This is a genomic window from Kribbella steppae (assembly GCF_004342025.1).
Classification (GTDB): domain Bacteria; phylum Actinomycetota; class Actinomycetes; order Propionibacteriales; family Kribbellaceae; genus Kribbella; species Kribbella steppae.
In genome coordinates, this window is record NZ_SLWN01000001.1 from 207181 (window position 1) to 228773 (window position 21593).

20 protein-coding genes are annotated in these 21593 nt (G+C 68.9%); 5 read left to right on the top strand and 15 right to left on the bottom strand.

What is annotated here, in order from left to right; all coding sequences use genetic code 11:
- The first annotated feature begins 188 nt into the window (after window positions 1-188).
- Window positions 189-863, top strand: coding sequence for a deoxyribonuclease V (gene nfi, locus EV652_RS00940; RefSeq protein WP_132207022.1), 675 nt, complete (start codon window positions 189-191; stop codon window positions 861-863).
- On the opposite strand, the gene EV652_RS45680 is transcribed toward nfi, so the two are convergent.
- The 8 genes from EV652_RS45680 to EV652_RS00980 all read right to left on the bottom strand — a co-directional run bounded on the left by EV652_RS45680 (window position 828) and on the right by EV652_RS00980 (window position 9517).
- Window positions 828-1685 carry an SRPBCC family protein gene (locus EV652_RS45680; RefSeq protein ID WP_255512554.1) on the bottom strand — a complete coding sequence of 286 codons (858 nt, stop codon included), beginning with the start codon at window positions 1683-1685 and terminating at the stop codon, window positions 828-830. The two genes, nfi and EV652_RS45680, sit on opposite strands and share 36 nt — an antisense overlap.
- Before the next feature lie 19 nt (window positions 1686-1704).
- Window positions 1705-2559 carry an FAD binding domain-containing protein gene (locus EV652_RS00950; RefSeq protein WP_132207023.1) on the bottom strand — a complete coding sequence of 285 codons (855 nt, stop codon included), beginning with the start codon at window positions 2557-2559 and terminating at the stop codon, window positions 1705-1707.
- Window positions 2556-4940: a xanthine dehydrogenase family protein molybdopterin-binding subunit gene (locus EV652_RS00955; RefSeq protein ID WP_132207024.1), complete on the bottom strand. Its 2385-nt coding sequence runs from the start codon at window positions 4938-4940 to the stop codon at window positions 2556-2558. Before EV652_RS00955 ends, EV652_RS00950 begins: the two co-directional genes overlap by 4 nt.
- A complete protein-coding gene (locus tag EV652_RS00960) occupies window positions 4937-5404 on the bottom strand; it encodes a (2Fe-2S)-binding protein (protein ID WP_132207025.1) in 468 nt (155 codons plus the stop codon). The genes EV652_RS00955 and EV652_RS00960 overlap by 4 nt, the downstream gene beginning before the upstream one ends.
- Before the next feature lie 239 nt (window positions 5405-5643).
- A complete protein-coding gene (locus EV652_RS00965) occupies window positions 5644-6840 on the bottom strand; it encodes an XdhC family protein (protein ID WP_132207026.1) in 1197 nt (398 codons plus the stop codon).
- Window positions 6833-7927: a vWA domain-containing protein gene (locus EV652_RS00970; RefSeq protein WP_132207027.1), complete on the bottom strand. Its 1095-nt coding sequence runs from the start codon at window positions 7925-7927 to the stop codon at window positions 6833-6835. Before EV652_RS00970 ends, EV652_RS00965 begins: the two co-directional genes overlap by 8 nt.
- Before the next feature lie 7 nt (window positions 7928-7934).
- Window positions 7935-8831, bottom strand: a complete 897-nt coding sequence (locus EV652_RS00975; RefSeq protein ID WP_132207028.1) for an AAA family ATPase — start codon at window positions 8829-8831, stop codon at window positions 7935-7937.
- Between the two features lie 38 nt (window positions 8832-8869).
- Entirely contained in the window at window positions 8870-9517 is a 648-nt protein-coding gene (locus tag EV652_RS00980) for a nucleotidyltransferase family protein (protein ID WP_132207029.1), read from the bottom strand.
- Between the two features lie 73 nt (window positions 9518-9590).
- Between EV652_RS00980 and nadA the strand changes: the two genes are divergently transcribed.
- The gene (gene nadA / locus EV652_RS00985) at window positions 9591-10781 is read left to right on the top strand and encodes a quinolinate synthase NadA (RefSeq protein ID WP_206752077.1); all 1191 of its coding nucleotides are present in this window, start codon (window positions 9591-9593) and stop codon (window positions 10779-10781) included.
- Between the two features lie 97 nt (window positions 10782-10878).
- Here the strand turns inward: nadA and EV652_RS00990 are convergent, their stop codons facing one another.
- The 3 genes from EV652_RS00990 to EV652_RS01000 are packed head-to-tail and all read right to left on the bottom strand — an operon-like array spanning window position 10879 to window position 13213.
- Complete coding sequence (locus tag EV652_RS00990; RefSeq protein WP_132207031.1) at window positions 10879-12066, bottom strand: glycosyltransferase family 4 protein; 1188 nt, start codon at window positions 12064-12066, stop codon at window positions 10879-10881.
- Window positions 12066-12482: an FAD synthase family protein gene (locus tag EV652_RS00995; protein ID WP_132207032.1), complete on the bottom strand. Its 417-nt coding sequence runs from the start codon at window positions 12480-12482 to the stop codon at window positions 12066-12068. The genes EV652_RS00990 and EV652_RS00995 overlap by 1 nt, the downstream gene beginning before the upstream one ends.
- A complete protein-coding gene (locus EV652_RS01000) occupies window positions 12482-13213 on the bottom strand; it encodes a CDP-alcohol phosphatidyltransferase family protein (RefSeq protein WP_132207033.1) in 732 nt (243 codons plus the stop codon). Before EV652_RS01000 ends, EV652_RS00995 begins: the two co-directional genes overlap by 1 nt.
- A 236-nt stretch (window positions 13214-13449) precedes the next feature.
- Here EV652_RS01000 and EV652_RS01005 point away from each other — a divergent pair, with 236 nt between their 5' ends.
- Complete coding sequence (locus EV652_RS01005) at window positions 13450-14688, top strand: IS110 family RNA-guided transposase (protein ID WP_132207034.1); 1239 nt, start codon at window positions 13450-13452, stop codon at window positions 14686-14688.
- Between the two features lie 259 nt (window positions 14689-14947).
- Here the strand turns inward: EV652_RS01005 and EV652_RS01010 are convergent, their stop codons facing one another.
- From EV652_RS01010 to EV652_RS45035, 3 genes are all read right to left on the bottom strand, one after another.
- Complete coding sequence (locus EV652_RS01010) at window positions 14948-15373, bottom strand: adenylyltransferase/cytidyltransferase family protein (RefSeq protein ID WP_242001477.1); 426 nt, start codon at window positions 15371-15373, stop codon at window positions 14948-14950.
- A gap of 88 nt (window positions 15374-15461) precedes the next feature.
- Complete coding sequence (locus EV652_RS01015; RefSeq protein WP_132207035.1) at window positions 15462-16685, bottom strand: glycosyltransferase; 1224 nt, start codon at window positions 16683-16685, stop codon at window positions 15462-15464.
- A 161-nt stretch (window positions 16686-16846) separates the two neighbouring features.
- Window positions 16847-17128: a hypothetical protein gene (locus EV652_RS45035; RefSeq protein WP_242001478.1), complete on the bottom strand. Its 282-nt coding sequence runs from the start codon at window positions 17126-17128 to the stop codon at window positions 16847-16849.
- On the opposite strand from EV652_RS45035, the gene EV652_RS01020 reads away from it, so the two are divergent.
- Entirely contained in the window at window positions 17118-18464 is a 1347-nt protein-coding gene (locus tag EV652_RS01020) for a right-handed parallel beta-helix repeat-containing protein (protein ID WP_242001479.1), read from the top strand. The genes EV652_RS45035 and EV652_RS01020 overlap by 11 nt on opposite strands.
- 173 nt (window positions 18465-18637) lie before the next feature.
- A complete protein-coding gene (locus tag EV652_RS01025; RefSeq protein ID WP_242001480.1) occupies window positions 18638-20221 on the top strand; it encodes a right-handed parallel beta-helix repeat-containing protein in 1584 nt (527 codons plus the stop codon).
- Here the strand turns inward: EV652_RS01025 and EV652_RS01030 are convergent.
- Complete coding sequence (locus tag EV652_RS01030; protein WP_242001481.1) at window positions 20196-21581, bottom strand: mannitol dehydrogenase family protein; 1386 nt, start codon at window positions 21579-21581, stop codon at window positions 20196-20198. The two genes, EV652_RS01025 and EV652_RS01030, sit on opposite strands and share 26 nt — an antisense overlap.
- Window positions 21582-21593: the final 12 nt, after the last annotated feature.

A 21593-nucleotide genomic window follows, 5' to 3' on the forward strand; every position in this document is an offset into this window, starting at 1 on the left:
CCGATGACCTGTCCGGTCCGATGACCTGTCCGGTCCGATGACCTGTCCGGTCCGATGACCTGTCCGGTCCGATGACCTGTCCGGTCGGATGAGCAGCCGGTCGGATGAGCAGCCGGTCGGATGAGCGGCCGGTCGGATGAGCAGCCGGTCCGGTGAGCATCCGCGGGACGGACGGATACGGTGCCTGGATGCAGTGGCCGAGTACACCCGCTGAAGCGATTGCCGTTCAGGAGGAGCTGCGGGAGCTTGTCGACAGTACGGATGTCGGCGATCAGCCGCGGTATGTCGCCGGGCTTGATGTTGCGTACGACGGGGATCGGTTGGCGGCCGCGGTCGTCGTACTCGACTGGGAGACGTTGGCCGAGGTTGATCGGGCGGTCGTGCTTGGGGAGACGACGTTTCCTTATGTGCCTGGGTTGTTCGCGTTCCGGGAGGTTCCAGGGCTGCTGGAGGCGCTGAGGAAGTTGAGTACGACGCCGGATCTGCTGGTATGCGATGGGCAGGGGTTGGCGCATCCGCGGCGGTTCGGGCTCGCATGTCATCTCGGTGTGTTGACCGGGCTGCCGGCGATCGGGGCGGCGAAGACGGCGTTCGTGGGTACGCATGCCGAGCCCGGCCCGGCGCGGGGTGAGTCGGCCGATCTGATTGTTGACAATGAGGTTGTCGGCGCTGTGGTGCGTACACAGGACGGGGTGAAGCCGATCTATGTGTCCGTCGGGCATCGCGTCAGTCTCTCGACCGCTGTGCAGCATGTCCTGCATCTGTCGCCTCGGTATCGGTTGCCGGAGACAACGCGGGCGGCTGATCACCTGTGTCGGCAGGCGTTGTCAGCGGCGGAGCAGGCGGCGGATGAGGAGTGCTAGTACGGCGCCGATGAGGTAGGGGCGGGCTCGACGGACGAGTGCCGGTACGAGCGCGGAGCCCAGATCCAGCGTGGACGCGCCGGCAGTTGGCTCGCCGGATGGGGCCGGCTGAGCCTGACTTGTCGGCTCGTTGGAGACACCTGCAGCGCCGGTGGGAGTGGCGGGTCTGGTTGCGGAGGCGGTGGGCTCGGTTGTGGAGGCAGTGGGTCCGGTTGCGGAGCCGCTGGATTCGGTTGCCTGGCCGCTGGACTTGACTGCGGGGGCGGTGGGTTTGGCTGCGGAGCCGCTGGACTCGGCCGCGGGTGCGCTCGATTCGGTTGCCGCACTGCTCGACCCTGCTGTCGGCGCGGTGGGTTTGGCTGTTGTGGGTGGGGATTGGGTGGTGAGGGTGGTGGTTAGGCAGGTGACGAATTCGGCTAGGAGGTGGTCGGAGACGTCTTGGATGAGGCCGCGGCCGAACTGGGCGGGCCGGCCGGTGACTGTCAGGTCGGTTTCGACGGTGACCGCGGTGGCTGTGTCACCCGAGGCGTCCAGGCGGGCGGTGACCCGGACGGACGCCGTACTGTTGCCGCGCCGGTCCTTGCCCTTGGCCTCGACCACGGCGTGATGGTCCGCCGGGTCGCGTTCGACAAACGTTCCGGTGCCGGAGTACGTCAGCGACACCGGTCCCAGTTTGACCTTGCACGTCCCGGCGAACCCGTCGCCGTCGTACGACGTCAGGGTGGCGCCGGGAAAACACGGCACCACCCGTTCGAGGTCGTTGAACGCGGCCCAGGCCTCCTCGACCGGAGCCGGTACGACGAACTTGTGCTCGAGCTTCATCCACTACCTTCCGCAGATCTCATCCAGTACCTGCCGCGGCCAGCACAGCGCGCCGGGTCAGGACCGACGCCAGGTGCCGCCGGTACTCGGCGTCACCGTTGAGGTCGGTCACCGGAGACGTCCCGTCGGCTGCCCGGGCGGCGGCCTCGCGGACGGCTTCGGCGGTCGCCGGCCGGCCGATCAGCAGGTCCTCGACCGCGGTCGCCCGGATCGGCGTCGAGCCCATGTTGGTCAGCCCGACCCGCGCCTCGGCGATCGAGTCCCCGTCCAGCCGGACCGCGGCTGCGACGGCGACGATCGACCACTGCTGCGCGACCCGGTTGAACTTCTCGTAGTGCGCTCCCCAGCCGGTGTACTTCGGCACCCGTACCTCGACCAGCAGTTCGTCCTCGGCGAGCGCCGTACTGAACACGCCCTGGAAGAAGTCGCCGGCGGCAACGGTACGACGGCCTTCCGCGCCGGCGATCACGAACGACGCGTCCAACGCGACCGCGACCGCCGGCAGGTCGCCGGCCGGATCGGCATGGGCCAGCGAACCGCCGAACGTCCCGCGGTGTCGCACCTGCGGATCCCCGATCGTTGCCGTGGCCAACGAAATCAGCCGGGCGTGCTCGCCGACCAGCGGATCTGACTGGACCGTGCTGTGCGATGTCATCGCACCGATCACCAGCGCGTCCCCGTCGTCGCGGACGCCGCGCAAATCGTCGATCTTCCCAATGTCGACAATCGACTCCGGCGCGGCCAAGCGCAACCGCAGCACGGGCATCAGGCTCTGACCGCCGGCCAGCACCTTGGCGTCGGAGTGTTCGCGCAGCAACGCCACCGCCTCGTCGACCGACGTCGGTGTGAAGTACTCAAAGGCCGCGGGAATCATGACTCCGCACCTCCCTGCAAGGCTTTCCAGACCCGGTACGGCGTACATGGCATCGGCACGTCCGACACACCGAGATGGCGAACCGCGTCGATCACCGCGTTCACCACGGCCGGAGTCGACGCGATCGTGCCCGCCTCGCCGACGCCCTTCACCCCCAACTGGTTCGTCGTCGCCGGGGTCTCGGTGCGTGCGGTCTCGATCGACGGCAGATCGGCCGACGACGGGACCAGATAGTCGACGAACGACCCGGTGATCAAGGTGCCGGTCTCGTCGTGCACCGCTTCCTCGAACAGCGCCTGCGCGATGCCCTGCGCGATACCGCCGTGCACCTGGCCCTCGACGATCAGTGGATTGACGACAATCCCAACGTCGTCAACGCTCACGTACGACCGGATCGTCGTGGCACCGGTCTCCGTGTCGACCTCGACCGCGCAAAGGTGAGTACCGTGCGGGAACGAGAAGTCGTCCGGCTCCAACGTCGCGTCCGCATCGAGCGACCGCTCCGCACCGCCGTCGAGCTTGTGCCCCTGGAACACCGCGAACGCCAACTCCCCCAGCGTCATCCCCGACTCGGTGCCACGCACGCCGAACCGGCCGCCGCTGAAGTCGAGGTCGTCCGCGTTGGCCTCGAGCAGCTGGGCCGCGATCGGCTTCGCCTTCTCGATCACCTTGTCGGCCGCGGCAAGCACGGCCATCCCGCCGACCGCGAGCGACCGCGAGCCGTACGTGTCCAGTCCGCGCCCGGCGACCTGCGTGTCGCCGTGCAGCACTTCCACGTCCTCGAAGGCGACGCCCAGCCGATCGGCGACCAGCTGACTCCACGCCGTCTCGTGCCCCTGGCCGTGCGGGCTCGTCCCGGTGATCACCTCGACTTTGCCGGTCGGCAACATCCGGATCGACGCGTGTTCCCAACCGCCACCGACGTACCCCATCGAGCCGAGCCAGCGCGACGGCGCCAGCCCGCACATCTCGGTGTACGTCGAGACGCCGATGCCGAGCTGGACCGGGTCGCCGGACTCGCGCCGCTTCAGTTGTTCGGCGCGCAGGTCGTCGTACCCGAAGAGCTCCTTGGCCTTGGCAGTCGCGGCCTCGTAGTTGCCGGAGTCGTAACGCAGCCCGGTCACGGTCGGGAACGGGAACTCGTTGTGCTTGATCCAGTTCCGTTCGCGGACCTCGAGCGGGTCGACGCCGAGCTGCGCGGCGAGTTCGTCCATCATCCGCTCGACCACGAACGTCGCCTCCGGCCGCCCGGCGCCGCGGTAGGCGTCCGTCCAGGTCAGGTTGGTGAAGACGTTGGTGCAGCTCAGCCGGTACGCCGGGAACTTGTAGATGCCGTTGTACATCAGGGCCCCGAGGATCGGGACGCCGGCCGAGACGAGCCCGAGGTACGCGCCCATGTTGGCGAGCAGATCGACCTTGAGACCGGTGACGTTGCCGTCGCGGTCAGCAGCGAGGGTGACCTTCTGCCACTGGTCGCGGCCGTGGTGGGCCGCCATCAGCGACTCCGACCTGGTTTCGCTGTATTTACAGGGCTTTCCGGTACGGCGGGCCGCGATCACCGTGAGCACTTCCTCCGGCGTGAACTGCAGCTTGCCGCCGAATCCGCCGCCGACGTCGGGAGCGATCACGCGGATCTTGTGCTCCGGGATGCCGAGAACCAGCGAGATGAAGATCTTCACGAAGTGCGGAACCTGGGTCGAGTCCCACACCGTGAGCTGTTCGCTGGTGGGGTCGACCACGATCGACCGCGGCTCCATGAACGACGGGATCAGCCGCTGCTGGCGGAACTCGCGCTCGATCACGATGCCGTCGTCGCGCGCTGCCGCGATCGCGGTCTCGACCTCGCCGCCGTGGCCGGCCTCGGCCGAGTCGTAGACGAAGGTGGCCGACACGTTGGTGCCGAGACCGGGATGCGCGAGCACCTCGTCGGCGGCGGCCGCCTTCAGGTCGAGCGCGGCCGGAAGCTCCTCGTAGTCCACGTCGACCAGGTCGGCCGCATCGCACGCCTCGGCCGCGCTCCGGGCCACCACGACGGCGACGATCTCGCCGGCGAAGTTCACCGTGTCGACGGCGATGGACGGGTGGTCCGGCTGCACCTGTTCAGGCGTAGCCGTCCAGGCGAACGGCAGCCCGCCTTGCTCATCGGCGAGATCGGCGCCGGTCAGTACGGTGACCACGCCGGAAGCCGCTCGTGCGGACTCGGTGTCGACACCGGTGACCCGCGCGTGGGCGAAGGGGCTGCGAACCATCGCGAGGTGCAGCATGCCGGGCAGTACGACGTTGTCGGTCCAGCGGGTCCGGCCGGTGATCAGCCGGGCGTCCTCCTTGCGCCGACGGGGATTGCCGATCTCGGCGACCGGGCGTTCCTCGGTGGCGGTCATTGCGCACCTCCGGCGGCCGCAGCCTGAACCGCACGCACGATGTTCTGGTAGCCGGTGCAGCGGCAGAGGTTGCCCTCGAGCCCGAGCCGGATCTCCTCCTCGGTCGGGTTCGGGTTGTCGGCCAGCAGATCCAGCGATTGCATGATCATGCCGGGCGTGCAGTAGCCGCACTGCAAGGCGTGGTTCTCGTGGAAGGCCTGCTGCATCGGGTGCAACTGCCCGTTGGTCGCGAGGCCCTCGATCGTGGTGACCTCGTGCCCGTCGGCCTGGACCGCGAACAGCGAGCACGACTTCACACTTCGCCCGTCGAGGTGGACCGTGCACACACCGCAGTTCCCGGTGTCGCATCCGACCACTGTCCCTGTCTTTCCCAGCTGCTCGCGCAGGTAATGCACCAGCAGCGTGCGCGGCTCCACGTCGTCCGTGTAGCTGCTTCCGTCGACTTGCACCGTGATCCGGGTCATCGCCCCGCCTCCAGAAGTAGGCACCCACCTGGACCCGATCCTGCTCTCGTGTGATCTCCACCACAAGAGATCGGACCACTGCCAAACACCTGGCCAGTGCCAGCCAGGGATGGAGTGGGCGCTGGCGACGTGGATGGATGGCCGAGGCTGGTGCTGCCGGTGCCGGGCCCGTCCCGCCGAGACGTGCGGGACGGGTGCATGCGCCGGGCCCGTGGTCGGGGTGAGGGGTGGCGGGGTGGTCAGTGGTGGATGGGGCCGGGGTGGGTTGTGAGGCGGGTGCCGGCGCCGCCCCAGCGGAGGGCGATGATTTCGGCGGCGATGCTGACCGCGGTCTCTTCGGGAGTCCGGGCGCCGAGGTCGAGGCCGATCGGGCTGGCCAAGCGGGCGATCTCGGTCTCCGTGAGGCCGGCTTCGCGGAGGCGCTTCAGCCGGTCGTCGTGGGTACGGCGGGAGCCCATCGCGCCGATGTAGCCGAGTTCCGGCAGACGCAGCGCGACCTCCAGGAGCGGTACGTCGAACTTGGGGTCGTGCGTGAGCACGCAGATCACCGTCCGCCCGTCGATCCGCCCAGCCGCGGCCTCAGCCGAGAGATACCGATGCGGCCAGTCGACAACGACCTCATCCGCCGACGGGAACCGCGAGGCCGTTGCGAACACCCCGCGCGCATCGCACACCGTCACCCGATAACCGAGGAACGCGCCGAGCTTCGCCACCGCCGCCGCGAAGTCGATCGCGCCGAAGACCAACAGCCGCGGCACCGGTGCGTACGACGACACGAATACCCGCATCCCCTCACCACGCCGCTGCCCGTCCGGCCCGTACTCCAACGTCTCCGTCCGCCCCGCCGCCAACAGCCCCCGCGCATCGTCAGCCACCGCATCATCAGCCCGCTCCGACCCCAGACTCCCCACCGTCCCCGCCGAGGTCCCACCAGCCCCACCCGCCGACGGCGCATCCGACGGCGTACCCATCGACGGCGCGCCCGCCACGGCCTCGTCGACTGGACGCACCACCAGCCGGCGGCCGAGTCGGGCCGAGTCCGGATGGGCAACCACAGTTGCGACCGCGACCGGTCGGCCAGCGTCGATGTCGGCTGCCACCTCGTCCAGCCAGGGGTACGACGTTCTGTCGACGCGCTCGACGAAGATATCGATGATGCCGCCGCAGGTGAGGCCGACCGCGAAGGCCGACTCGTCGCTCACGCCGTACCGTTGCAGCACCGGCTCACCGGACTCCAGGATCTCCTCACCGAGTTGGTAGACCGCGCCCTCGACGCAGCCACCCGAGACGCTGCCGACCGCCTCGCCGTCGGGTCCGACCAGCATCACCGCGCCAGGCGGCCGCGGCGCCGACTCGAACGTCGCCACAACGGTGCCCACGGCAACCGACTCCCCCGCGCGCCACCACTCCACCAACCGCTCGAGCACGTCACGCATCGGCTACCACCTTCAGAAGATCCGCAAAGCTGGCCAGGCTGTGTCCCGCGACCAGGTCGTCCAGGTGCGGCAGTACGGCGACGATCCCGGCCTGCACCGGCATGTACCCAGGCTTGCCACGATGCGGGTTCAGCCAGACCACCCGGTGTGCCAGACCCGCCAGCCGCTCCAACTGGGCACCGAGCAGCGACGCGTCCCCGCGCTCCCACCCGTCACTGCACACGACCACGACCGCCCGCCGCGCAGTACCGCGCTGACCCCAGCGATCCAGGAACACCTTCAGCACCTCACCGAGTCGTGTTCCGCCCGACCAGTCCGGTACGACGTCGCCAGCGAGCCGCAACGCAAACTCGGGGTCGCGGTGGCGCAGTGCCGGTGTGACCCGGGTCAGCCGAGTGCCCATGGTGAAGACCTCCACCGACCGCGGTGCAGCCAGGACGAGCGTGTGAGCCAGTCGCAGCAGACTGTCGGCGTACGGGCGCATCGAGCCGGACACATCGACGAGCAGTACGACGCGACGGGGCCTGGTGCCGCGTCGGCGGTAGAGGACTCGGCCGGGCTCGCCGACCTGGCGCAACTGGGCGCGCAACGTCCGCCGCGGGTCGATGTCGCCTCGGTGCGACGGGCGGCGCCGGGCGGCGCGCCGGACCGGGCTCCGGGGGCGGAGTGTGCCGAAGAGCCTGGCCAGCTCGGCCCGGTCGCTTGCGGACAGTTCGGCGACGTCGCGGTGGCGCAGGACTTCCGTCGTACTCGCGGAGACGTTGAGCGAGCGGTCGCTGTCCTCACCGTCAGCGGCCTCGTCGACATCGAGGGCTGCCTGCACCGTCGTCGACGTCGGCGTACGGCGAACAGCCCGGCCCGACCGTTCACCGGAGAACCAGGCGGCGAACACCTCGTCGTACCGCGCAGTGTCGTCCGGCCCGCTGCACAGCGCGGCGCGGCCGGCCCAGTAGACGTCGGCGGCGACAGCAGCGTCCAGCGCGGCGACAGCTCGGAGGAAAAGGTGGACGCGATCGGCGGTGACGGCCAGGCCCGCGTGCCGGAGTGCCGATGCGAAACCGGCCAAGGCGAGGTCTGGAGCGGTCATGGTCGCCTCAGCTCGCCAGCAACCGGTCCAGCGACTCACGCACCCGGTCCGTGTCTTCCCGGTACTTGAGCACCGCCCCCAGCGTCGCGGCCGCCGCCTCGATATCGAGCGTTTCCGTGCCCAGTGCGTCGAGCGCACGCGCCCAGTCGAGGGTCTCCGCGACGCCCGGCGGCTTGAGCAGGTCCATGTCGCGCATCCGCTGCACCGAGCGCGCCACCTGTTCGGCGAGCCGCTGCGACACCTCTGGCAGCCGGGTGCGCACGATCTCGACCTCACGGGCCAGACCGGGGTGGTCGATCCAGTGGTAGAGGCAGCGACGCTTCAGCGCGTCGTGGACCTCGCGGGTCCGGTTGGAGGTGAGTACGACGATCGGCGGGACCTCGGCGGTGATCGTGCCGAGCTCCGGGATCGTCACCTCGTGGGTCGACAGCACCTCGAGCAGGAACGCCTCGAACTCGTCGTCGGCCCGGTCGATCTCGTCCACCAGTAGTACGGCGGGACTCTCCCGAAGCGCTCGCAACACCGGACGGGCGAGCAGGAACCGCTCGTCGAACAGAGACTTCTCGACCTCTTCGAGGGCAGCGTTGGTGGTTTCGACGTCCGGGTCGGCTCGGGTCGCCTCGACGGTGCGCAGATGCAGGATCTGGCGCGGGAAGTCCCAGTCGTAGAGGGCTTGAGTCGAGTCGATGCCCTCGTAGCACTGCAGCCGGATCAGCTGGACGCCGAGCGCTTCGGCGATAGCGGCGGCGAGTGAGGTCTTGCCGGTGCCTGGTTCGCCCTCGAGCAGCAGCGGGCGGTGCAGGGCGAGCGCGAGGTAGCCGACCGTGGCCAAGCCGTCGTCCGCGAGATACCCGGTACCGCGCAGACGGTCAGCGAGCTCTGCGGCGGAGCCGACGGACTTCATCTGCACAGCATTACCCGACGCGCCGACGTTGCCAAGGCTCAGCCGAGCCGATGCCCCTCCGGCAATCCCTCGACCGTGTCCACATCCACCCCATCGGCGAGGTCGCCACACTCGACCTCCACCGGCGGATGCTGCTTGAGGTAAACCCGAGCGCCCTGGTCCCCGACCGAGGTAGCAATCACCCCGTCCCAATGGTCACGACCGAGTACGACGGGGTGCCCCGGAGTCCCGTGGTAGACGGCCCGAACCAGGGCCGACCGGTCGGCCTGGGCCGCTAGGCGCCGGACGACATCGGCGGTGAGACCGGGAACATCAACAGGCACGATGAGCGCCGCGCTGGGGAGAGGTACGGGTGGCACCACGGAGAGCGCGGGGTGGTGAGTCGCGGCCGGGCCGCGCTGCGGATCGGCGAGGCGCTGGAGCGCTGTCAGCCCGGCTCGGAGGGACGCGCCCATCCCCTCCTGCCAGTCGGTTGCCTCGACCAGTTCGACCGAGTCATCCAGTTCAGCCGCCACCTGGTCGGCGGAGGCGCCGATCACGGCAAGCACCGGGGAGCACCCAGCCTCACCCAGCACGCGCGCCGTGCGGGCCGCCCACGAGACACCCTCCGGGTCGCGGATGAGGGCTTTGGGGGCGCCCATGCGGTGGCCGGCGCCGGCGGCCAGGAGCAGTCCTGCGATCTTCACTCTCGGAGGGTAGCGATTTCACAGTCTGAGCAGTGACGTCTACCACGCAGCGCAAGGGGCGCGACGTGGCACGATGTTTGACGTGACGACTACTGCGGATGGCCCGAAGGCTCTTCCTCTGCTGTTCCTGGGACAGAACACCGACCCTCACTCGGAGCGGGGCGTCGAGTGCCCGGGCGCGCTGCCGCCGGCCTCCGACCCGGATCTGGTCGAGCGGGCACTCAAGGCGAAGGCGGCGCTCGGCGACCAGGTGTTCGTACTCGGTCACCACTACCAGCGCGACGAAGTGATCCAGTTCGCCGATGTCACCGGTGACTCGTTCAAGCTGGCCCGTGACGCCGCGGCCCGGCCGGACGCGCCGTACATCGTCTTCTGTGGTGTGCACTTCATGGCCGAGTCGGCCGACATCCTGACGAACGAGCAGCAGACGGTGATCCTGCCCGACCTCGCGGCCGGTTGCTCGATGGCGGACATGGCCCGGATCCAGCAGGTCGAGGCGGCCTGGGACGCGCTCGCCGACGCGGGCGTCGCCGACGTGACCGTGCCGGTCACGTACATGAACTCCAGCGCCGACATCAAGGCGTTCTGCGGCCGCAACGGCGGCGCCGTCTGTACGTCGAGCAACGCGGACACCGCGCTCGAATGGGCCTTCCAGCAGGGCGAGAAGGTGTTGTTCCTGCCCGACCAGCACCTGGGCCGCAACACCGCCGTACTGAAGATGGGCCTGAGCCTGGACGACTGCGTCGTCTACGACCCGCACAAGCCGGGCGGCGGGCTCACCCGCGAGCAGCTCGCGGCCGCGAAGATGATCCTGTGGCGCGGGCACTGCTCGGTGCACGGCCGCTTCACCGCCGCCTCGGTCGACGACGTCCGGGCGCGGGTCCCCGGTGTCAACGTGATCGTCCACCCCGAGTGCCAGCACGAGGTCGTCACCAAGGCGGACCTGGTCGGCTCGACGGAGTACATCATCCAGACCCTCGAGGCGGCCGAGCCCGGTACGTCGTGGGCCGTCGGCACCGAGCTCAACCTGGTCCAGCGGCTGGCCAAGCAGCACACCGACAAGAACATCGTCTTCCTCGACAAGACGGTCTGCTACTGCGCCACCATGAACCGGATCGACCTGCCGCACTTCGTCTGGGCGCTGGAGAACCTGGTCGCCGGCCACGTCGTCAACCCGATCAAGGTCGACGCCGACACCGAGAAGTACGCCAAGCTCGCCCTCGACCGCATGCTCGCCCTCCCCGGCAAAACCGCCCGCGACTGACCGCATTTGGCTGGTTGACCCACCGTCTACAGGGTTTGCCACCCTGAATCCGGGTGCCAAACCCACAATCCGACGGGTCAGCCAGCCAAATTGGGAATCAGTGAGAGACGCGGGCTGGGGCGTACCAGGCGGCGAGGATGTCGGGGAGTCGGTCGGGACCCCAGCGGTCGACTGGGGTGATGCGGCCCTGGAGGGACGCCAGACCGCGAGCGAGCTCGCCCACCACATCGCCGCGCCAGGACACCGCGACGCCTTCACCGGGGCCGACGATGACCGACGGGCCGCCGCGGTCCAGGCAGACGACCGGACAGCCGGAGGCGAGCGCCTCCGTCACCGCCCAGCCCGCGGCCTCACGCAACGCCGGCGCGAGCAGCGCGTCGGCGCGGAACATCGCGGCCAGGACGTCCTCGCGCGGCAGTTGGCCCATGAACTCGACCCGATCGCGGACACCCAACTCATCCGCGAGCCGCTCGGCACGTCCCCAGTCCGGACCGTCGCCGATGATCCGCAGCTCCCAGTGCGCAGCCTCTGGACGCGCGAGAGCGCTGATCCCGAGCAGCACACCCTTCCACGGGATCAACCGCCCGACGAACAACGCCGTCTTGATGCCCGGGGCACCAAACGGTTCATACGGCCCGGATGCGGTGAAGCGGCGGATCGCGACGTTCGGCTGGACCGCGATCTCCCGCGCGTACGGGCGGAACACCTCGGCCACATCGTTGTTCTGAGCAACCATCAGATCGGCGCGCTGGGCCAGCCTCCGCCCGGTCAGCCGCCGCCGGATCCCGGTGTAGGTACGCCGTACCAGCTCAGCCAGCAAGCCACGCGCCCCGAGCCAGTGCGCCATCGACAACGGCGCCGTGGTCGACCCGCCGACCGGACCCCAGATCACCTTGGCGGACGACTCCTCCACCACCCCCGCGGACATCCAGTCGACCGCGAAGGTCAAATGGTGAATCACATCAAACGAATGCTCCGCGTGCAGCTCTCGCGCCGTCCGCCGGGCCAGCCCCTGCCAGAGCGGGTAGTACCAGTACACGTCGGCCGGCCGGCGACGCAGCTTGAGCACCCACTTGGGCAGTTCCAGCGGTACGACGGTCAGCGATGGAACCGGCCGGATCGCCAGCTCCTCCGCGATCTCGTGCGCGAACTTCCCACGGGTCAGCAGCCACACGTCGTGGTCGCGTGCGGCAGCCTTCGCCCAGGCCCAGCCCGCACCCGGCTCCGACCCGCCCTTCGGCCGGCACGCGTACGCGCTGAGCAGGACCTTCGGCCGGGTCGACATCAGCCCATCCCCTCCAGCAACCTGCGCAGATCCGTGCTCGAGGTCGAGGCCGTGTACGGGAAATAATGCACGCTCGCACCGACCTCCCCGAGCAGCCTCTCCAGTCTTGTCCCCTTCTCGGTGCCCTTCCAATCGTCACCTTTGAACAAGACGTCGTACCGGAGCTGCTTCCACATCTCGAACTTGTCGCTGGACCAGTCGCTGACCACCTCGTCGACCAGGCCGAGGGCCCGGACCACCTCCATCCGCTCCTCGTGCGGGACCACCGGCGGCCGGCCCTTGATCCGGGCCACCACGTCGTCCTCGACCACGCCCGCGATCAGGTGGTCGCAGTGCTCCCGGGCGCGGCGCAGGATGTTCAGGTGACCGATGTGGAACATGTCGTACACACCGGGTGCGTACCCGACCACGCCCATCAGCCGCGCACCCCCGGCACCAGCAGCGCCATCTCCCGGTACCACTTGGCGATCGCGGCCGCCAGGAACACCAGGTTGACCGCGAGCAGCGCGCCGTACAGGACGGCGAACACCGACGGCCAGGCGAAGGTGAGGAAGACCAGGCACAGTACGCCGTAGTCGGTCGGTGCGATCAGCAACGACTTGAGCACGGAATCGCCACGCTCGTTGGGCTTCTGCCCACCGCCGTGCCGGCGGCGGAGCTGATCGATCAGGATGAGCCCGAAGAACAGCACCGACGACATGCAGACGTAGGCCAGCGGGATCAGCAGCACCGACTCATTGCTGAAGGCATCGAAGCGGTAGAACGAGATCAGTACGGCGCTGTGCAGCAGCACGATCTTGACCGCGTCGATCATATGGTCGAGCCACTCACCCAACGGCGATCCGCCACCGCGCAGCCGGGCCAGCTGACCGTCCGCGGAGTCGAGGCCGTAGCCGAGCACCAGCAGGGCGGTCACCGCCAGCGCGAGCGTCACCGAGGGCCGCACGGTCGCAATCAGCACGATGCCCACCAGCGAGCAGAATCCGGACGCGAGGCTCACCTGATTCGGCGTGCGCCGACCCAGAAAGGCGGCGGCCGCGAACACGCGGCCGATGCGGCGATTGACGAACCGCGAGTACGCCGGCGTACCCGCCGACGGCTTCTGCGCACGAGAGAGCTGGGCAACGGTCTCCCGGAGGCCGGTCACTAGGGCACCATCCTTGCTGCGGGCACCGATATGGTGCTTGCTGTTCGGACTCGGCGGCAGCCGGGGTGACGGTCTAGGTCGGTCGCTCGTTGAGAGCCTCCATGACACCACCGCCCCCGGTTGTCCTGAGGCCGCGGACTGGCAACAGGGAGATGCGCCGTAGAGCGCCGGTTAGTGACCGCCCAGGTGCCGGCCTCGTCGCCGCTGGGTCGTCGCTGCCACCGCAAGGAGTCGTGTTGTCTGTTGCGTTGCCTCCCGCGCAGTTGTTCGCCGGGCTGGACTGGGCCGCCGAGGTCCATGCCGTGTGCGTGATGGACCCTGCCGGAACGATCGTCGCCCGGTTCACCATCGCCCACACCGCCGACGGGATCGCCATGCTGATCCGCCGCCTGGCCAAGCTCGCGGAGCCCGGTGACGTGCAGGTCGGGATCGAACGGCCCAACGGCCGCCTGGTCGATCTGCTGCTCCAGGCCGGGCACCCGGTCGTGCCCGTCTCGCCGAACGCCATCAAGTCCTGGCGCGACGGCGAGGTCCTGTCCGGGGCGAAGTCCGACGCCGGTGACGCCGCCGTGATCGCCGAGTACCTCAGGTTGCGGCAGCACCGGCTGCGCGTCGCCACGCCGTACTCCGACGACACCCGCGCACTGCGGACCGTCGTGCGGACCCGCACCGACCTTGTCGACATGCGCGTCGCGGCCACCAACCAGCTCGCCGCGCTGCTGGACGACCACTGGCCCGGCGCCAAGGCCGTGTTCGCCGACGTCGAGTCGCCCATCAGCCTGGAGTTCCTGACCCGCTACCCCACCCCCAACAGCGCCAAGCACCTCGGCGAGAAGCGCATGCAGGCGTTCCTGACCAAGCACGGCTACTCCGGCCGCCGCCCGGCCACCCAACTGCTGGAACGCCTGCGGTCGGCCCCCGCCGGCACCAGCAGCGACGCGTTGACCGAGGCACTGCACGACACCGTTCTCGCCCTGGCCGACGTCCTGAAAGCACTCAACACGGCCGTGAAGAACCTCGACCGGTCGGCCACCGCCCACCTCGGGGAGCATCCGGACGGCGAGATCTTCACGTCGCTGCCAAGGTCGGGTCAGATCAACGCCGCCCAGATACTCGCCGAGTGGGGCGACTGCCGCCAAGCCTACGAGACCCCCGACTCCGTCGCCGCACTCGCCGGCTGCACCCCGGTCACCAAAGAGTCCGGAAAACACCGCGCCGTGCACTTCCGCTGGGCCTGCAACAAACGCTTCCGCGTCGCGTTGACCACCTTCGCCGACAACAGCCGCCACGCCAGCCCCTGGGCCGCCCACATCTACAACCAGGCCCGCGCATCCGGCAAAGACCACCCCCACGCCGTCCGCGTCCTCGCCCGAGCCTGGATCCGCATCATCTGGCGCTGCTGGCACGATGGCGTCCCCTACGACCCCGCCAAACACGGTGCCGCAGCGGCGCTCATCAACCCCGTTGCAGCCTGAGGTTGACACAGGGAGTGTCATGGGGCCTCCCGGCCTGGACTGAGGAGCGGAGGGAGCCCGGTCGTGGGGCCTCCCGGCCTGGACTGAGGAATGGAGGGAGCGAAGCGACCGGAGTGACGAGGGAAGGCCGGGAGCCAAAGCCCCACGACCCGCCGCGCCGGAGGCGTGGCAACGTGCACAGCGACTGGAGTGACGAGGGAAGGCCGGGAGGCAAAGCCCCATGACCCTGCCGGCGCCGAAGGCCCGGCAAATAGCACTGTCATGCCACGGAGCTGCGCGACTGCCGCTGGTCGATCGCGGCGCGCAGGATCGGGCTGCGGGAACCACGGCCGGCCGGCAGGACGCTGACCAGCTCGGCCGGAATCCCGTCGAGCTCGTCGACGCCGAGCACGCCGTCGGTGCCACTGGCAGCGAACACGGTCTGGACCCCCGGTACGCCGGTCAGCCACTCGGACCGGACGTTGTCCACCACAACGACCTCGTCAACACAGCGCAGATGCTCGAGGATCTGGGTCCGCTCGACCAGCGGCACGAACGGCCGCGCACCCCAGGCGTCGAACGCCCAGTCGTCGGTCAGCACACCCACCACCAGCCGGTCGCACGCCTGGCCGGCCCGTCCGAGCACGTCGAGGTGCCCGACGTGGAACAGGTCGAAGACCCCAGCCAGAAATCCGACTCGCGACAAGCTACTTTCCCCCAGCAAACGATGTTCCCCCACGTGACCCCGCACGTCCTCGCCGACCTTATACCGTGTGCTCACAGCCCGCCCAGCGTCATGCGTCGTGCTCACGGCCCGCCCAGCGTCCCCGGCGGGTCCGGCCGCCGTCCGCGTGCCGGGCGATCGCATCGGTATAGATCCTCTCCGTGGCCACCAAGTCGTGCTCCGGGGTGAAGCGGTCGAGGTAGACCTGTCGGGCTCGTTCGCCGAAGGCTACCGAAGTGAGGGGATCGCTCACCAACCCGAGGGCCTTCCGCAGGCTTTCGGGGTCCCCGGGCTCTGTCAGTGCCCCGGTCTCGCCGTCGTCCACCAACTCCGCCAGCGCACCCAGCCGGGACGCGACCACAGGCACGCCGTGCGCGAAAGCCTCCACCACCACGAGTCCGAAGGTCTCATACGAACGCGCCGGTACGACGGCGACGCGCGCGGACCGGAGGACTTCCATCCCTTCGGCCCACGGTAGTTGACCCTTCACCTGAATCGACGAGTCCCGCGCTGCCCGCGCCTCCGCCTCGGCACGCAGTGGACCGTCACCGATCACGACCAGCTCGCCGAGCGAGGAGTCCCAGGCCTGCAGCAGATCCGCGAAGCCCTTGTCCTCCTCCAGCCGACCGAGGAACACCAACGCATCGCCGGGCCCCTGACGTACTTCGCCGGAGTGCGGCACCGCGTGCGGTTTCACCACGATCTGGTCCGGATCGAAGCCGTGGGCGACGTACCGCCCGCGGACGAACTCTGACGGCGCGACAAACGTGGTGACGTACCGCTGCCAGGTGCGGAGCGTGTTGTGTACGCCGATGCTGGTCGCCAACGGCAACGTCTGCACCCGCGACTCCCGATAGCAGCCGTGCCGTACACCGGCCAACGGAAGCTTGCCGACGCAGGATTCGCACGGCCGCCCGTCGCGCTGCAGGACCGCGTTGGCGCACATCAGCCGGAAGTTGTGCAGCGTCGCCACCACCGGCAGGTCCAGCCGGTACGCCGCGCGCAGCACGGACGCGCTGAACAGCGGGAAGGTGTTGTGGACATGCACCACATCGGGCCGTTGCTCCTGCAATAGAAGTGTTAAATCGCGTTCCGCCGAAAATGACCAGACGGAGCGGAACGGTAACAGAGCGCGATCTTTCCGGCCCATCTCGGCGATATCGTCGCTGTTCCGCAGGTACAGGTCGACGTCATGTCCTGAGTTACTCAACAAATCAACCGTTTGCGCGACCACGGTGTTCTCGCCGCTGGGTTGACCCGTCCGGTAACGGTTGTGCAACATGGCGACCCGCATGGCACTACCTTATGTCTCGCGGTGGCTACACCTGGTTCCGAGGACTTCCCGGGCGAGTGTGTGCCACACACCCCGGAGGGTGCATTGAGGAAGTTGTGGTTCGCAGCGCTTATCGCGGCTGCGCTCGCCGTTGTTACAGTCGCGCTTCCGGTCATCGCCAATCAGAAGAACGCAACAGACGTCGCGAAGTCACGCGATCTCAGCGACCCGGCGACCTCCGGTGTGCTCCCCTCGCACCGTGCCTCCAAGACGCCGGCGGCAACGGTCCCACCCAAGGCCACCACGACGACCGCGCCCTCGAAGAAGCCGGCCACGACGCCGGCCTCCACCACCCCGAAGCCGACCACCGCGCCGACGACCACCAAGGCGCCGACCGTCCCGAGCGCGGACGAAGGTGACGCCGGCCCGGCTTTCGCGGGACCGTGCAGTGGCGTGGTGATCAAGCCCGGCCAGAACGCCCAGTCGATCGTGAACTCCAAGCCCGCCGGTACGACGTTCTGCTTCGCGGCCGGCCTGCATCGCATCACCGAGACGATCCGGCCGAAGGCGGACACCACGCTGGCCAGTGCGGACCGCGCCGTACTGACCGGATCCGTACCGCTGACCGGCTGGGCCAAGTCCGGTGCCACCTGGGTGGTGCGTGGGGCGCTTCCGGCGGCGTACGGGATGAGCGGGCAGTGTGAGGACAACAAGGCGAACATCTGCCACCTGCGCGAGCAGGTCTTCGTGGACGGCGAACACCTGACCCGGGTGGCGAGCCTGGCCGCGGTCGAGGCCGGCACCTTCTACGCCGACTACGCCGGGAACGCGATCTATGTCGGCAGCGACCCGGCCGGACACGCGGTGGAGATGTCGAAGACGAAGACCGCGATCGAGTCCGGCTCGACCGGTGTGATCGTCCGCGGCCTCACCATCGAGCACTTCGCCAGCGCACCGCAGGCCGGCGCGCTGGTCTCCGGCCCGGGCTGGAAGGTGACCGCGAACGACGTCCGCTGGAACCACGCCGTCGGCGTGATGCTGGTCAAGGCGAACAATACCCGGGTCGAGAAGAACCTGATCCGCAACAACGGCCAGCTCGGCCTGGGCCAGTACAGCTCGGCCGCGGCGACCGTGGCCCGCAACGTGATCACCGGTAACAACACCGACGGTTTCTGGATCGCCGACTGGGAGTCGGGCGGGATCAAGTCGACCCGCTCGTCCGGCACCGTCAGCGGCAACCTGATCAAGGCCAACCGGGGCGTCGGGATGTGGGCCGACGTGGCCGACGACGGCCGGGTGATCAGCGGCAACAAGATCATCGGCAACGCCGCCGACGGGATCCGCTACGAGATCAGCCGCAACGGCACGATCGAGAGCAACACGATCAGCGGCAACGGCTTCGGCACCGGCCGCGGCTCGGGGACGTCGCTGTGGGACGGCGGCGGGGTCAACATCAACACCTCGACCAACGTGACGGTCCGGAACAACGTTGTCTCCGGCAACGTCAACGGCGTGACGATCCAGTCCCGGACCCGCGGCACCGGACCGTGGGGCACCTACCTGCTGCGCGACATCCAGGTCACCGGGAACACGATCGAGATGACCGACGGCAGCCAGAGCACCGGCATGGTGAAGAACTCCGGCGCCGAGGTGCCGGCCGGCGAGGTCGTTTTCAGCGGCAACAAGTACGTGCTGGACGCACTGGGCGCACAACGGTTCGCCCGGTTCGGCACCAAGCTGACCGCGGACGGCTGGCGGCAGGCGGGGCTGGACTCGCTCGGCAGCTTCCTGCTGAACTGATTGTCCCAGGCAATCACCGTTCGAAGCCGGGCTCACGCTCCGCGATCGATGCCGAATGCAACTTTTCCTACCGGAATGTGTTGCAATAGCTACCTGAAGTAGTAGTCTGCTGTGCGAAGCCGCGCCATGGGGGGTGCGCTCAGGACCCACCTGTGCCCCCGGAGGCTCCCGCAGTGAAGACTTCTCGCATCGTTGTAGCGATCGTTGCAGCCGGCACCTTTGCCGCCGCCGGAACGGCCCTGACCGCGACCGGCTCGCCGGTGCTGTCCGACGACCACGCGGACCTGATCCCCGGCATCCTGCCCGACGACCAGCCGTCCACCCCGACGGCCCCACCGACGCCCGCACCGGGCGGCCTCCAGGCCGGACCGTCGCAGGCGCCCGCCTGCACGGGCGTCACGATCACGCCCGGTCAGGACGCGACCCAGATCATCGACGACGCGCCGAACGGGACCACGTTCTGCTTCGCCGCCGGTCTGCATCGCATCAGCCAGACCATCCGCCCGAAGCCCGACCAGGTGCTGGCCAGCGATCAGGGCGCCGTACTGACCGGATCGGTGCGGCTGACCAAGTGGTCCGCGTCCAACGGTGACTGGGTCACCACGGGCGCCCTCCCGCCGGCGTACAGGCAGACCGGGCAGTGTGAGGACAACGTCGCGAACATCTGCTACCTGCGCGAGCAGGTCTTCCTGGACGGGAAGCACCTGACCCGGGTGGCCGCCCGCGACAAGGTTGTCCCCGGCACCTTCTACGCCGACTACCCCGCGAACGCGGTCTACCTGGGTGACGACCCGGCCGGGCGCTCGGTGGAGATGTCGAAGACCGACACCGCGATCCAGTCGAGTGCGAACGGCGTCACCGTGCGCGGCCTGACGATCGAGCACTTCGCCACGCCGCCGCAGGGTGGCGCGATCCAGCTCGGACTGGGCTGGAAGGTGTACGCCAACGACATCCGCTGGAACCACGCGGTCGGAGCGATGCTGGTCAACGCCGACAGCGCCGTACTGGAGAAGAACCTGATCCATCACAACGGTCAGCTCGGCATCGGGCAGTACAGCACGCTGAACGGCACCATCTCCGGCAACGAGGTGAGCTACAACAACACCGACGGTTTCTGGATCGCCGATTGGGAGTCCGGCGGGATCAAGACCACCTGGTCCAACGGCGGCTGGGTCACTGGCAACCTGATCAAGGCCAACCGCGGTGTCGGGCTGTGGAGCGACGCGTACGACGACGGCCGCACCTTCAACGCCAACCAGATCATCGACAACGCGGCCGACGGCATCCGCTACGAGATCGGCCGCAACGGCACCATCGCGGACAACACGATCACCGGCAACGGCCTCGGTACCGGACGCGGCTCGGGGACGTCGCTGTGGGACGGCGGCGGGATCAACGTCAACACGTCGTCGAACGTGCAGGTCCGCGACAACGTGGTCGCGAACAACGTGAACGGCATCTCGATCCAGTCCCGCACCCGCGGTTCCGGTCCGTGGGGCCTGAACCTGCTCCGCGACATCGTTGTCTCCGGCAATCAGGTGACCATGAAGGGCGGTACCACCGCGACCGGGATGGTGCAGAACTCCGGTGCCGTCATCCCGACCGGCGAGGTCACTCTGAAGGCCAACACCTACATCCTCGACAGCCTCACCGCCGACCGGTTCCAGAAGACCGGCCAGTGGTACAGCGCGACCGAATGGCGCCAGACCGGTCAGGATGCCGGCAGCACCTTCACGATCCGGAGCTTAGTGCGCTGACGTGCTCGACCAGCAGTTCGCGCAGGACCTGTGAGTTGCGCAAATCCGGTGTGAAGACGGAGTCCACACCCAGGAGTGCGTCGACCACAGCGGCCGGCTCGGAGGCGCCTGCGACAGCTGCCTTCAGCCGGTCGGCCTGCGGGTCGTCCAGGCTCGGAGTCTTCAGGACGTAGACCATCCAGGCCGCGACGGCCAACGAGATCACCCGGGGCTCGGCACCGGCGGCCAGGCGGTCGCGGACCGTGCCGAGCATCCGGACCGGCAGCTTGACCGAGCCGTCCATGGCGACCTGCGTCGTACGGTGCTTCAACGCGGGATTGGCGAAGCGCTCCAGCACGGTGGCGCCGTACTCGGCCAGGTCCAAACCGTCGGGCGGGTTCAGGGTCGGTACGACGTCCTCGGTCATCAGCGCGCGGGCGAGCGTGGAGAGCTCGTCGTCGCGAACCGCTTCGGCGATCGTCTCGTAGCCGCGGAGCGCACCGAGGTAGGCGAGCATCGAGTGGGTGGCGTTGAGCATCCGGAGCTTGGCCTGCTCCCACGGCGCGACGTCCTGGGTGAGGACGGCACCGGCGCGCTCCCAGGCTGGGCGGTCGCCGACGAAGTCGTCCTCGATCACCCACTGCAGGAACGGCTCCGCGACCACGACCGCTTCGTCGCGTACGCCGAGCAGTCGCGCGGCCTCCGCACGGTCCGCGTCGGTCGTCGCCGGGACGATCCGGTCCACCATGCTGGCCGGGAAGCGGGTCGCCTCGAACACCTCGGGCACCTTGCCGAGGGCCTCGAAGTACTCCCCCACCAGCGTGCGCAGGAAGGGGCCGTTCGCAACCAGGTTGTCGCAGGACACGATCGTCAGCGGCTCGACCCGGCGCGCGAGCCCGGCAGCCAGCTGGCCGACCACGGTCCGCGGCGGGCGGCCGGTCAAGTCGGCCTGGATCTCCGGATCCTCGAGATCGAGCCCTGCCCCGGCGGCGCGGTAACCCTTCTCCGTGACCGTCAAGGTCACCACGGACACCGCCGGATCCGCGATCCGCGCGACGACGGCCTCCGGGTCCTCGGGTGCGGTCAGCACCTCGCGGATGCTCCCGATCACCTGGATCGACGGGTCGCCCAGTCCGCGCTCCAGGACGGCGTACAGACCGTCCTGAGGTGCGAGCTGATCGCGAACCGTGGCCGAGCGCTGGCTCACCCCGGTGATCCCCCACCGCGTGTCCCCGCTGACCACGGCAGCCCGCTCGGTGAACACAGCCTGGTGCGCCCGGTGGAACGCACCCAGCCCGAGGTGGACGATGCCGACCGACAGCTGCCGCGGGTCGACCGCGGGGGCGACGGGAAGGTTGGTGAGACTCAGCCTGCTGCTCAAGCGACGACTTCT

Coding starts and splice junctions, on each gene's coding strand:
- nfi (WP_132207022.1), top strand. CDS start 189: ATGCAGTGGCCGAGTACACCCGCTGAAGCGATTGCCGTTCAGGAGGAG.
- EV652_RS45680 (WP_255512554.1), bottom strand. CDS start 1,685: ATGAAGCTCGAGCACAAGTTCGTCGTACCGGCTCCGGTCGAGGAGGCC.
- EV652_RS00950 (WP_132207023.1), bottom strand. CDS start 2,559: ATGATTCCCGCGGCCTTTGAGTACTTCACACCGACGTCGGTCGACGAG.
- EV652_RS00955 (WP_132207024.1), bottom strand. CDS start 4,940: ATGACCGCCACCGAGGAACGCCCGGTCGCCGAGATCGGCAATCCCCGT.
- EV652_RS00960 (WP_132207025.1), bottom strand. CDS start 5,404: ATGACCCGGATCACGGTGCAAGTCGACGGAAGCAGCTACACGGACGAC.
- EV652_RS00965 (WP_132207026.1), bottom strand. CDS start 6,840: ATGCGTGACGTGCTCGAGCGGTTGGTGGAGTGGTGGCGCGCGGGGGAG.
- EV652_RS00970 (WP_132207027.1), bottom strand. CDS start 7,927: ATGACCGCTCCAGACCTCGCCTTGGCCGGTTTCGCATCGGCACTCCGG.
- EV652_RS00975 (WP_132207028.1), bottom strand. CDS start 8,831: ATGAAGTCCGTCGGCTCCGCCGCAGAGCTCGCTGACCGTCTGCGCGGT.
- nadA (WP_206752077.1), top strand. CDS start 9,591: ATGTTTGACGTGACGACTACTGCGGATGGCCCGAAGGCTCTTCCTCTG.
- EV652_RS00990 (WP_132207031.1), bottom strand. CDS start 12,066: ATGTCGACCCGGCCGAAGGTCCTGCTCAGCGCGTACGCGTGCCGGCCG.
- EV652_RS00995 (WP_132207032.1), bottom strand. CDS start 12,482: ATGGGCGTGGTCGGGTACGCACCCGGTGTGTACGACATGTTCCACATC.
- EV652_RS01015 (WP_132207035.1), bottom strand. CDS start 16,685: ATGCGGGTCGCCATGTTGCACAACCGTTACCGGACGGGTCAACCCAGC.